Source organism: Allokutzneria sp. NRRL B-24872 (assembly GCF_002155965.1).
Lineage (GTDB): Bacteria > Actinomycetota > Actinomycetes > Mycobacteriales > Pseudonocardiaceae > Allokutzneria.
Genome location: NZ_MUMH01000181.1, coordinates 1 through 11347 on the forward strand (window position 1 = coordinate 1; position 11347 = coordinate 11347).

At 70.5% G+C, this 11347-nt stretch carries 15 protein-coding genes; 10 read left to right on the forward strand and 5 right to left on the reverse strand.

Going from position 1 to position 11347, the window contains the following annotated elements:
* Nucleotides 1–44 precede the first annotated feature (44 nt).
* From CCN37_RS41155 to CCN37_RS34245, 4 genes are read left to right on the forward strand one after another with little or no spacing between them, the layout of a single operon-like run.
* Complete coding sequence (locus CCN37_RS41155) at nt 45–278, forward strand: hypothetical protein (RefSeq protein WP_210408329.1); 234 nt, start codon at nt 45–47, stop codon at nt 276–278.
* Between the two features lie 4 nt (nt 279–282).
* On the forward strand, nt 283–498 hold the full coding sequence (locus tag CCN37_RS34240; RefSeq protein ID WP_086829011.1) for a hypothetical protein: 216 nt from the start codon (nt 283–285) through the stop codon (nt 496–498).
* Nucleotides 495–743: a hypothetical protein gene (locus CCN37_RS39380; RefSeq protein WP_143261945.1), complete on the forward strand. Its 249-nt coding sequence runs from the start codon at nt 495–497 to the stop codon at nt 741–743. Before CCN37_RS34240 ends, CCN37_RS39380 begins: the two co-directional genes overlap by 4 nt.
* A gap of 34 nt (nt 744–777) precedes the next feature.
* On the forward strand, nt 778–1017 hold the full coding sequence (locus CCN37_RS34245) for an AMED_5909 family protein (RefSeq protein WP_086829013.1): 240 nt from the start codon (nt 778–780) through the stop codon (nt 1015–1017).
* A gap of 131 nt (nt 1018–1148) precedes the next feature.
* On the opposite strand, the gene CCN37_RS34250 is transcribed toward CCN37_RS34245, so the two are convergent.
* On the reverse strand, nt 1149–2312 hold the full coding sequence (locus tag CCN37_RS34250; RefSeq protein WP_086829015.1) for an acyl-CoA dehydrogenase: 1164 nt from the start codon (nt 2310–2312) through the stop codon (nt 1149–1151).
* 132 nt (nt 2313–2444) lie between these two features.
* Here CCN37_RS34250 and CCN37_RS34255 point away from each other — a divergent pair, with 132 nt between their 5' ends.
* From CCN37_RS34255 to CCN37_RS34270, 4 genes are read left to right on the forward strand one after another with little or no spacing between them, the layout of a single operon-like run.
* Complete coding sequence (locus tag CCN37_RS34255; RefSeq protein WP_086829017.1) at nt 2445–3728, forward strand: pyridoxal phosphate-dependent aminotransferase; 1284 nt, start codon at nt 2445–2447, stop codon at nt 3726–3728.
* Nucleotides 3729–3753: 25 nt separating this feature from the next.
* Nucleotides 3754–4617, forward strand: a complete 864-nt coding sequence (locus tag CCN37_RS34260) for a MurR/RpiR family transcriptional regulator (protein WP_246843483.1) — start codon at nt 3754–3756, stop codon at nt 4615–4617.
* 16 nt (nt 4618–4633) lie between these two features.
* On the forward strand, nt 4634–4855 hold the full coding sequence (locus CCN37_RS34265; RefSeq protein ID WP_086829019.1) for a type II toxin-antitoxin system VapB family antitoxin: 222 nt from the start codon (nt 4634–4636) through the stop codon (nt 4853–4855).
* Entirely contained in the window at nt 4840–5247 is a 408-nt protein-coding gene (locus CCN37_RS34270) for a PIN domain nuclease (protein WP_086829020.1), read from the forward strand. The genes CCN37_RS34265 and CCN37_RS34270 overlap by 16 nt, the downstream gene beginning before the upstream one ends.
* On the opposite strand, the gene CCN37_RS34275 is transcribed toward CCN37_RS34270, so the two are convergent.
* On the reverse strand, nt 5244–6164 hold the full coding sequence (locus CCN37_RS34275; protein WP_086829022.1) for an AraC family transcriptional regulator: 921 nt from the start codon (nt 6162–6164) through the stop codon (nt 5244–5246). The genes CCN37_RS34270 and CCN37_RS34275 overlap by 4 nt on opposite strands.
* A gap of 151 nt (nt 6165–6315) precedes the next feature.
* Here CCN37_RS34275 and CCN37_RS34280 point away from each other — a divergent pair, with 151 nt between their 5' ends.
* Complete coding sequence (locus CCN37_RS34280) at nt 6316–7536, forward strand: cytochrome P450 (RefSeq protein ID WP_086829025.1); 1221 nt, start codon at nt 6316–6318, stop codon at nt 7534–7536.
* Here CCN37_RS34280 and purE read toward each other — a convergent pair.
* Genes purE through CCN37_RS34295 form a run of 3 tightly spaced genes read right to left on the reverse strand, consistent with a single transcriptional unit; the run spans nt 7533 to nt 10115 of the window.
* On the reverse strand, nt 7533–8048 hold the full coding sequence (gene purE, locus CCN37_RS34285; RefSeq protein WP_086829027.1) for a 5-(carboxyamino)imidazole ribonucleotide mutase: 516 nt from the start codon (nt 8046–8048) through the stop codon (nt 7533–7535). The two genes, CCN37_RS34280 and purE, sit on opposite strands and share 4 nt — an antisense overlap.
* Nucleotides 8049–9257 carry a 5-(carboxyamino)imidazole ribonucleotide synthase gene (locus CCN37_RS34290; protein ID WP_086829029.1) on the reverse strand — a complete coding sequence of 403 codons (1209 nt, stop codon included), beginning with the start codon at nt 9255–9257 and terminating at the stop codon, nt 8049–8051.
* A gap of 54 nt (nt 9258–9311) precedes the next feature.
* Nucleotides 9312–10115: a GGDEF domain-containing protein gene (locus CCN37_RS34295; protein ID WP_246843484.1), complete on the reverse strand. Its 804-nt coding sequence runs from the start codon at nt 10113–10115 to the stop codon at nt 9312–9314.
* Nucleotides 10116–10308: 193 nt separating this feature from the next.
* On the opposite strand from CCN37_RS34295, the gene CCN37_RS34300 reads away from it, so the two are divergent.
* On the forward strand, nt 10309–11347 hold a 1039-nt coding region (locus CCN37_RS34300; protein WP_143261946.1), incomplete at its 3' end, for a sigma-70 family RNA polymerase sigma factor.

Sequence of the window (11347 nt, forward strand, 5' to 3'; positions counted from 1 at the left end):
TACAGGACAGCGCCTAGGCGGCGGAGCGCAAGACGGATGCAGCGGTGACGGTGAAGATCTCCGCCCCGCATCAGCCGGTGCCGCCGGAGGCCATTCCCGGCACCGACGTGCGCCCGGTTGTCTTCGAGGGCTTGACGGTGACGCCGTGGATCGATGACAAGGCGTGCCGTTCGGCTCACGGCGGTGAGCGTCATCGGTGCCGCGCCAAGCTCGGGTACAGCCTCCGGGCGGCCAGCATGAAACCGGTCGTCGTGAAGTCCGCTCCCAAGGCGGCATGAGGGCATGGCTGACCTGGTGCGCTTGCACATGACCGCGAATCTGCCGGTTCGCGTCGAGCCGATGGTGTTCGCGGGCCGCGTGGAGTTCCGCCTCGGCAACGCCTTCCCGGCCGTCCTGGTCGTCGACCGCGACGCCTTGCCGCGCCTGGCCGAAGCCATAGCTGAGGGACAGGCGGCATTGGACGCGTCGCCGGGCGGCGGCAGAGGAGCCCATCGATGACGCTCAACATGGTTGCAACGCCTGGGAAGCAAGCGTCAGCGGCAATGCTCATGGTCGGCGACCACTGCCCGACGCTGGCGCTCTACCTCGACCCGGTGAATCTCAGGCTTCAGGTGCCGCCGTTCCCTGGCGGCTCTCAAGTCCTGGCGCGGTTCTGCCGGGAAGTGGCACGGGAAGCGACCAAGCTCGCTGATCACCTCGATAGGGGTCGGCACGCGCTGCACCAGCGACCTGGACGGGGCTGAAACCGTGGCATCACAAGAGAAATGGGCGTCGGCCATGAAGGTCAAGACGCTGCTACAGGCCCACGAGGCGGTGCGGCGGCTGCGGCCTGCACCCGGTGCGCATCGGCACGTGTGGTGCGAGTACTACAGGCAAAGCGCAGAGGTCTACAGGCACGTCGCCGACGTTGACCAGGATCACCACCACGAAGCGATGTTCTGGGTCAGCCGCGATCTTCAGAGAGCTGATGAGTTCAGCGAGTCTCTTCAGGAGAAGTCGGCCAGCAAGGGCGCCTAACCGGCGCTAAGTGTCCATTTAGGACAGTACGCGTGATCTTACGGGGTGTTCGGCGGTTCTCAAGATCACGGCCTGGAGGCGGCCTGATCATGGAAATCAGGAGCCTCCAGGCCGGTCACGAGATCGTTGATCTAGCCCCTGAGCAGGGCACGAGACATCACGACGCGCTGGATCTGGTTGGTGCCCTCGTAGATCTGGGTGATCTTGGCGTCGCGCATCATCCGCTCGACCGGGAAGTCGCGGGTGTAGCCGGCGCCGCCGAAGAGCTGGACGGCGTCGGTGGTGACCTCCATGGCCACGTCGGAGGCGTAGCACTTGGCGGCGGCGGTGATGAAGCCGAGGTTGGGCTCACCGCGCTCGGCCTTGGCGGCGGCGACGTAGACCATGTGCCGGGCGGCCTCGACCTTCATCGCCATGTCGGCGAGCATGAACTGCACGCCCTGGAACTCCGAGATGGCCTTGCCGAACTGCTTGCGGTCCTTGACGTAGGCGATGGCCGCGTCGAGCGCGCCCTGCGCGATGCCGACGGCCTGAGCGCCGATGGTGGGGCGGGTGTGGTCGAGCGTGCGCAGCGCGGTCTTGAGGCCGGTGCCGGGCTCGCCGATGATGCGATCGGCCGGGATCGCGCAGTCGGAGAAGTAGATCTCGCGCGTCGGCGAGCCCTTGATGCCGAGCTTCTTCTCCCCGGGGCCGACCTCGAAGCCGGGGTCGTCCTTGTGCACCACGAACGCGGAGATGCCGTTGGACTTCTTCTCCGCGTTGGGGTCGGTGACCGCCATGACGGTGTACCAGTCGGAGACGCCCGCGTTGGTGATCCAGCACTTGGTGCCGTTGAGCACCCAGGTGTCGCCCTCCAGCCGCGCCCGCGTGCGCATGGACGCGGTGTCGGAGCCGGCCTCGCGCTCGGACAGCGCGTAGGAGGCCATGGACTCGCCGCTGGCGATGGACGGCATGACCTGCTGCTTCAGCTCCTCGGAGCCGGAGAGCAGGATCGGCATGGTGCCGAGCTTGTTGACGGCCGGGATCAGCGAGGAGGAGCCGCAGACGCGGGCGACCTCCTCGATGACGATGCAGGTCGCGACCGAGTCGGCACCCTCGCCGCCGTAGGCATCGGGCACGTGCACCGCGGCGAAACCGGCCTTGACCAGCGCGTCGCGGGCCTCGCTCGGGAACCGCTCCTGCTCGTCGACCTCGGCCGCGTGCGGGGCGATCTCCTTCTCCGCCAACGCGCGCACCGCGTCGCGCAGGGCGTCGTGCTCCTCGGCCAGTTGGTAGGTGCCGAAGCTCGCGTCCACGTTGTTACCTCCGAGTAGCAGGTCCTGCCGTGGATGCTAGCCGCCCGCCGCCCGTCCTCCGAAGCGACGACATCCTGCAAACAGATTTGCAAAGTCCTTGCTTCTTGCATTTCGACTTGTAGCCTCGTCCCCATGCTCAGCTACCAGGGCGCACCGGCCCGCACGGGCCTCCCGCAGTCGGCGACGCTCGCAGCGAACGAACGCATCCGCGCCATCCAGGCCACCGGCGAGTCCGTGGTCCACCTCGCTTTCGGGGAGGCCGGGCTGCCGGTACTCCCCGAGGTCGCCGCCGCGCTCTCCGCCGCGGCCACCGAGAACTCCTACGGCCCCACCGCGGGCACCGACGCCGTGCGCGCCGCGGCCGCGGGCTTCCTCAGCCGCAGGGGTGTGCCGACCGAGCCGGAGCAGATCGTCGCGGGTCCCGGTAGCAAGCCGCTGCTGTACGCGCTGCTCACCGTGCTGCCGGGCGACATCGTGCTGCCGCGCCCGAGCTGGGTGAGCTACGCGGCGCAGGCCGCGCTCGCGGGGAAGGAGGTGATCTGGGTCGACGTGCCCGGCCACACAGGCGGCGTGCCTGACCCGGAAGCGCTGGAGAACTCGCTGCTGGAGGCGCGGTGGCGGGGCCAGCGACCCGGCGTCCTGGTGCTGACCTCGCCGGACAACCCGACCGGCACCACGCCGGGCGCCGAGCTGGTGCGCCAGGTCTGCGCGGTCGCTGAGCGCTACGGGCTGGTGGTGATCTCCGATGAGATCTACCGCGACCTGGCGCACGACCCGGACTCGGTGCTGAGCCCGGCGACGGTGTTCCCGGAGCGCACGATCATCACCACCGGGCTGAGCAAGGCGACCGCGCTGGGCGGCTGGCGGCTGGGCTTCTGCCGCATCCCGGCGACGCGAGAGGGCGCGCAGCTGCGCGAGCGTCTGGTCGGCGTGGCCAGCGAGGTGTGGTCGAACCCGGCCATGCCCGTGCAGACCGCCGCGGGCTACCTGCTCGACGAGCCGACGGAGGTGCGCGAGTACGTCCGCGCGGGCCGCGAACTGCACCGCAAGGTGGTCACCGAGGCGCACCGGCTGCTGATCGCGGCTGGCGCTTCGTGCCGGGCGCCGGGCGGCGGTTTCTACCTCTACCCTGACCTCGAGCCAGCCAGAGAGCGGTTCGCCCTGCGCTCGGGGATGGACCTGGCCGAGGTGCTGCTGACGAAGTACCGGGTCGGTGTGCTCTGCGGCGAGGCGTTCGGCGATGATCCGAGGGCACTGCGCTTCCGGATGGCGACGAGCCTGCTCTACGGGGCTGACGACGTGCAGCGGTGGGAAGCCCTGCACAGCGCGGACCCGGTGGCGCTGCCGTGGATCGCCGACGCGCTCAACCGGCTCGCCGAAGCCGTCGACGACCTCACCGGAGGGAGCACTGGGTGATGTTCAGCTTGAGGCGGCGAGCCCGGTGAGCGACGCGCCCGCGTCCTTCGCCGAGCTGAGCGAGCTGCTGCGGAGCGAGTCCGAGGGGTTCACGCCCTCCCAGCGGACGCTGGCCGAGCGCGTGCTGACCGATCCCGAGGGCATCGCCTTCAAGACCGTCAGCGAGCTGGCCCGCGACGTCGGCGTGAACGAGGCGACCGTGGTCCGCTTCGCCCAGCGGTGCGGCCTGTCCGGCTACCCCGCGCTGGTGAAGCTCTGCCGCGAGCACCTCTCCGGCCAGGCGCAGCTGGTGCGCAGGCTCGGCTCGCTCGCGGACGCGCCGGACGAGCTGCTCAGCAAGGCCGTCGAGCTGGACAAGCAGAACCTCACCCGCACCCTGGCCAGGGTCGACCCGGACGCGTGGCGCCGGGCCGTCGGGGCCCTGGCCGGAGCACGCCGGGTGCACGTGATGGGGCTGCGCAAGTCGCACTCCGTGGCCTACCTCCTGGCCTACTTGCTCGACCTGGTCCTCGACGACGTCTCCCTGGTCATCCCCGGCCCCGGCACCCTCACGGACCGGTTGCGCCGCTTGGAGTCCACCGACGTGCTCGTCGCCGTGTCGCTGCACCGCTACGCCGCGGACACCGTGCGTGCCGTGCGCCAGGCGAAGTCCGCCGGAGCCACCACGATCGCGCTCACCGACACCGCCGCGTCGCCGTTGGCCGACATGGCCGACTCCGTCTTCTTCGCCGACACCGCAGGTGCTGGCCTGCTCCGCTCGGTGACCGCGCTCGTCGGGCTCGCGCAGGCGATGGCGGCCGGAGTGGCGGCCCGCCGCGCCGACCAGGCCCCGGAAGCGTTGCGGCGCCAGGAAGAACTCCTCGTCGCGTTCAACACCTACCACCCGTGAGGTGTACAGTTGGTGTATGGCACGCACAAACATCGACATCGACGATGAACTCGTCGCGGAGGTGATGCGGCGGTACGGGCTCGGCACCAAACGAGAGGCTGTGGATCTCGCGCTGCGTCGACTCGTCGGCACGAAGGTCACCACCGAGGACCTGCTGTCGCTGCGGGGCATCGGATGGGACGGCGACCTCGACGCGATGCGCGATGACGATCCGGAGCGCAAGTGGCGCTCTGTCTGATCGACAGCTCCGTGTGGATCGACTGGTTCCGTGGACAGGAGTCGCTGGCCACAGCCACTGTCACGAGGCTGGTCCAGCAACCCGAAGTTCTCGCGACCACCCAACCCGTCGTGATGGAACTCCGCTTCGGTGCGGCACCTGCCGCGTTGACCAAGATCGAGCACGTGATGAACTCCTTGGTGCAGCTCGATGTCGACCCCGCCATCGACTTCCACCAAGCCGCTGATCTCTACCGTGCGGTTCGGCGAAGCGGCCACACGGTGCGGTCCGCCGTCGACTGCCTCATCGCTTCCGTCGCGCTGCGCAATGACGTGGTCCTGATGCACAAGGACGCTGACTACGAACGCATCGCGGCGGTCGCACCGAATCTGCGCACGCAAATGCTCACCTAGCTGTCGGAGAGACGGCGGTGGCGGAAGTCGCGCGGGGATTCGCCGTAGCGCGCCTTGAAAGCGGTGGAGAACCACGTCGGGGTCAGGCCGGTGCTCAACGCGATCTCGCCGATGGTGACGGCACGGCGATCGGGGTCGGCGAGCATGTCGCGCGCGGCGCGGAAAGCCTCCTCCTGGCGCAGCTCGCGGAACGTGGTCCCGGAGCGCTGGAGGATGGAGCGCACCTGGCGCGGTGACCAGCCGAGGGCGCGCGCGGCGGAGGGCAGGTCCGCGTCGCCGATGTGCGAGCGGACGTAGCGGCGGACGACCTCGGTGGTCTCGGCGAGGTGGCTGGGCTGGGTGGAGTTGTCGCCGGTGGCCATCATGCAGAGCAGTTCGCAGATGCGGTCGCAGACGGCGTTGAACTCCTGCTCGGTGAGCTGGTCGCGCTCCGCGTGCAGGCTGCGGATCATGTCCTGGGTGACTCGGCCGATGCCGGTGCGCGCGTCGAGCAGCATCCGCATCCGCCCGGACGGCCTCACGCGCAGGTCGATCTCGTTCTTCGGCACGCGCAGCGCGTAGGCCTGGGATACGGGCACGTGCATGTGGAACGGCTCGTCGAGGCCGTTGACGGACACGAAGCCGGGCACGACGCGCGTGGGGTCGCCGTCGTGCCACATCGAATAGACGCCGAGCTGGGGCAAGACGATCCAGTAGTGGTCAGCGTCCGGGACGCGGCGCACGTGGGCCGGAGTGCGGTAAGCCATGCGCTCGCTGCACTGGTCCCAGTGCAGGAGGCTGTAGGTGTCGGACTCCTGTGCGGTCAGGCCCGCGTACCAGCTTTCGCGCGCGCGAAAGCGGTGGTCCATCGGAGCGATGCTGTTGCTCAGCTCCGTCCAGCCCTCCGCGTCTTCGACGATCCAGTCGTGGAACCGCATAGGTCCAGCCTGCACCACTCGGCCGTGATTTCCGTTTTTGTCCCCCGGTAGTTACGGGTTGCGGCGCGGACGCGCACGCGAGCTGGCACCGGCCCGGTGCAGGCAGAACGCTGCTCCCCTACCGTTCTGCCAGCTCCCCTGGGAGGCCCCCGTGAGGCCGAGGCCGTACCCGATCCCTTTCCCCACCGCCGAAGAGTCGGTCCCCGAAACGTTGGCGCGGCTGCGCGGGATCGCCCCTGTCGTGCCGGTGGAACTACCGGGCAGCGTCGTGGCGTGGGCCGTGCTGAGCCACGAAGCGGTCAAAGAGGTGCTGGGCAACGAGAACAGGGTCTTCGGCAAGGACAAGAAGCACTGGCCCGCGCTGCACGACGGGACGATCGCCGAGGACTGGCCGATGCTCAGGCTCCTCCGCGGCAACCACATCAACAACGTGGACGGCACCGACCACCGCAGACTGCGCGACTACTTCGGCAACGCGTTCTCCCCGCGCATGGTCGCCGCGCTGGCGGAGCGCGTCAGGGAGATCGTCGCAGGACTGCTGGACTGCATCGCGGCGGGCGGTGACGCGGTCGACTTGGTGCCCGCGTTCACCGAACAGGTGCCGATGCGCGTGATCTGCGAGCTGTACGGCATTCCCGAGACCGAGCACGCGCTCCTGCGACAGCGCGCGGCGACAGTGCTCGGTCGCACCAGCACTCCCGAGGCGGTGCACATTGCGCGAAGCCGCCTGCACGCGTTCCTCGGCGAACTGGTCGACCGCAAGCGGGAGAACCCAGGCGACGACCTGACGAGCGCGCTCGTGCACGCGCGCAGGGGCGAGGACAGGCTCAGCCGGACCGAGCTGGTCGACCTGCTGTGCCAGACGTTGCTGGCCGGGCACGAGACGACCGCGCACGCGCTGGCGAACTCGATCATCAGCCTGTGCACCCACCGCGACCAGCTCGCGCTCGCGCTGCGGGACGGGCTGTGGCCGAGGGTGGTCGAAGAGAGCCTGCGGGTGAGTTCCCCTGTCCAAGCGAACCCGTTCCGCTTTTCCTTGCGGGACACCACTGTGTGCGGCGTGGACATCCCGAAGGGCGAGGCGCTGCTGGTGTGCTTCGGCGGCGCGGGAACCGATCCGAACCAGTACGGCCCCACGGCGGGCGAGTTCGACATCACCCGACAGCCGAGCCCGCACCTCTCGTTCGCCTACGGCCCGCACTTCTGCGCCGGAGCGCCACTCGCGCGCCTTGAAGGCCGGATCGCGCTGTCGGGGTTATTCGGCCGGTTCCCGGACTTGGACCTCGCCGTCGGTCCTAAAGACATCCCGTACCGGCCGAACTTCGTCACCTACGGACCGGCAGCTGTCCCGGTCCGCCTCAACCGGCGTTAGTGCCCGATCCGCTCGCGCAGCGCCTTATCCTTGTCCAGAACGAGCTGCTCCAGGTCCGCCTGGAACTGCGCCATCCGGACGCGCAGGTCGGCCGCGAGGGCGTCGGAGCCCGCCGCGAGCGTGCGCACCGCGAGCAGCCCGGCGTTGCGCGCGCCGCCGACCGAGACCGTGGCGACCGGAACGCCCGCGGGCATCTGCACGATCGACAGCAGCGAGTCCATGCCGTCCAGGTACTTCAGCGGAACGGGCACGCCGATCACCGGCAGCACCGTCGCCGAGGCGACCATGCCCGGCAGGTGCGCGGCCCCGCCCGCGCCCGCGATGATCACGCGCAGGCCCCGGTCGGCGGCGTTCGCCGCGTAGTCGAGCATCCGCTGGGGCGTGCGGTGCGCGGAGACGACGCTCACCTCGTGCGGCACGTCGAACTCGGTCAGCGCCTCGGCCGCGGCCTGCATCACCGGCCAGTCCGAGTCACTGCCCATGATCACGCCGACGAGCGGTGTGCCTGTCATCTAGCTGCCTCCGTGGGTGTCTGCACCGTGGATGTCATAGCCGTCCGGCCATTCGGCGTGCGAGAGCCAGTGCGCGGAGAGACCGGCCCGGCGCCGGACCTCCGCCATGTCGGTGCCGAGCACGGTCACGTGCCCGACCTTGCGGCCCGGGCGCTCGGCCTTGCCGTAGAGGTGCACGTGCGCGTCGGGGAACCGGGCGTAGAGGTGGTGCAGCCGCTCGTCCACGGTCATGCCCGGAAGTTCAGGCGCCCCAAGGACGTTCGCCATCACCACGGCCGGAGCGGCGGTGTCGGTGACGCCGAGCGGGTAGTCAAGGACCGCGCGCACGTGCTGCTCGAACTGCGAGGTGCGCGAGCCCTCGATGGTCCAGTGGCCGGAATTGTGCGGGCGCATCGCCAGCTCGTTGACCACGACACCGTCAGCGGTCTCGAACAGCTCCACCGCGAGCACGCCGACGACGCCGAGTTCGTTGGCCACGCGCAGCGCCAGCTCCTGCGCGGCGTGCGCGGACTCCTCGGGGAGCTCGGGCGCGGGCGCGAGGACTTCGACGCAGATGCCGTCGCGCTGCACCGTCTCCACGACCGGCCACGCGCCGCCCTGCCCGAACGGCGAGCGGGCGACGAGCGCGGCCAGCTCGCGGCGCATCGGGACGCACTGCTCGACCATGAGCGGCGTTCCGGCGGCCAGCAGCTCGGGAATCACCCTTTCGGCGCTGCTGGGCGTGTTCAGCATCCACACGCCCTTGCCGTCGTAGCCGCCGCGGACCGCCTTCAGCACGCACGGCCACCCGTGCTCGCCGCCGAAGCGCGTCACGTCCGCGACCTCAGCGACGGGGGCGAACGGCGGCACCGGCAGGCCGAGCTCGGCGAGCCTGGTCCGCATCACGAGCTTGTCCTGGGCGTGCAGCAGCGCCTCCGGCCCGGGGTGCACCTTCACGCCCTCCTCGACCAGCACGCGCAGGTGCTCGCCGGGGACGTGCTCGTGGTCGAAGGTGAGCACGTCGCAGGACTTGGCGAAGGCGCGCAGCGCGTCCAGGTCGGTGTGCTCGCCGAGCGTGACCGAGGGCGCGACCAGCGCGGCGGGGTCGTCCGGGGAGACGGCGAGCACGTGCAGTGACTGGCCGAGGGCGATGGCGGCCTGGTGGGTCATTCTGGCCAGTTGGCCGCCGCCAACCATGCCGACGACGGGGGTGCCGGTGCGGGAGTCCACGGTGCGTGGACATTACTGGATAGCCACTGGTCAGCCCGCATCACGCAGGCAGGATCACGTGCGCGCGAGGTGGGTGATCAGGTCACCGGCCGCCTCCGGGGTCGCGGGCAGCCGCTCCTGCCACACCCGCACGGGCCCGGTGTCGTCGAGGTCCGGGTCCACGGCGAGGCGCCGCTTGACCAGCCACGCGGTCGCGGCGATGCGCCTGCGCAGCCGGTCGTCCCTGCGGACCAGGACCGCCGCCACCGAGGGGCCGACAGCTGCCAGCGTCTCCCCGGAGTCGAAGACCAGGCGGATCACCTCGGCGACGAGCACCATCACCACCAGCCGCGACCAGCCGGTCGCCCTGGAGAGGTCCGGGGCGACGAGCACCAGGCAGAACTCGTCCCCGCAGCGCTCCTCCCGCGAGCGCGCCTCGCGGTAGACCTCGCGCAGCCGGGTGCGCAGGTAGGCCGTGGTGGCGAGCCCGGTGAGGCCGTCCTCGGCCTCGCGCTCGCCGACCTGGTGCGAGAGCATGTCGGCCCAGGCCAGCGCGAAGTCGCGGAGCATGGCCACGGGCAGCGCGTCCGGGTCGACGGCGGTGGGGACCCCGTCCTGGCCGGGTGCTGTGGTGAGCACGGCGTGCAGCGCGGCGAGGTCCTGCAAGCTCTCGGCGAGGCCCGCTCCGGTCTGCGCGCGGGCCCGCGCGAGGCGGTTCAGCGCGGGCGCGGTCTCGCCGTGCACCACGAACGCCCGGCAGACCTCCTCGACCTCGGCCAGCGCCCAGTCGCTCGGGAACGGCCAACCGGCGGCCAGGCTCGCCTCGCGCCACCGTGTACGGAGCGTGCGGATCGCGCCGTCGTCACGCTCACGGTCCACCCGTGGCGTGAACTCGCGCGTACCCACCGTGGCGTCCCTTTCCGACCTCGAACGCTGTCGACAACTACGACGCAGCTCTGGAGAACTCGTGACGCCGTTCGGCGTGACGTTTCCGGTCCCGCTCCGTCACACTGAGCGAGCACAACGGACGACCGGGGGTCATCAGACCGGTCGCCCCAACGAGAGGGCAAGTGTGGCGAGCGTGCAGGGGGACACACCGGGCCGGGGTGACGCCGAGCTGATCATCGACGTCCGCAACGGTTCGACCGAGGCGTACGGGCAGCTCTACGAACGGCACGTCGCGGCCGCTTACAACCTCGCGCGGCAGCTCGCGCGCTCGACGGCCGAAGCTGATGACTTGGTGTCAGAGGCTTTCGCCAAGGTTCTCGACACGCTCAGGGGTGGACGCGGGCCCGACGCGGCGTTCCGCGCTTACTTGCTCACCGCGCTCAGGCACACCGCCTACGACAAGACCCGCCGGGACCGGAAGGTCGAGTTCTCCGACGACATCTCCGGGGTCGCCGACGCCGCGGCCGTCGTGGTGCCCTTCACCGACACCGCGGTCGCCGGGCTGGACCGCTCGCTCGCGGCCAAGGCATTTGCCAAGCTCCCCGAGCGGTGGCAGGCGGTGCTCTGGCATACCGAGATCGAGGGACAGTCCCCCGCCGAGGTCGCACCCATCCTGGGGCTGACCCCGAACGGGGTGTCCGCGCTCGCCTACCGAGCGCGCGAGGGTCTGCGCCAGGCCTACCTCCAGGTGCACGTCGGCGCCGGGACCGAGGAGCACTGCCGCGCCACGATCGACCGGCTCGGCGCGTGGACCCGCGACGGCCTCTCGCGCAGGGAGACCGCCCAGGTCGAGCAGCACCTCGACAACTGCGACCGCTGCCGCGTGCTCGCCGCCGAACTCGGCGAGGTCAACGGCGCGCTGCGGCTGGTCATCGCCCCGCTCGTGCTCGGGGGCGCGGTCACCGCGTACCTCGCCGCCGCTGGCGCCGGTTCGGCGAAGGCCGCCGCTGCCGGACTGGCCATGGCCGGAGCCGCCGCGGGCGCCGGAAGTGGCGCGGGTGGCGGCGTGGGCGGTGCCGCGAGCGCGTTGCCGAGGCAGGTCGTCGGCAGCGCCGTCTCCGCCGTGGCGCTCGGCGCGGCCATCGCGGTCGGTATGACCGCCGACCAGGGCCAGGAACCGCCGAAGATCGCCGCGCAGCAGACCACCACCCAGGCCCCGCCGC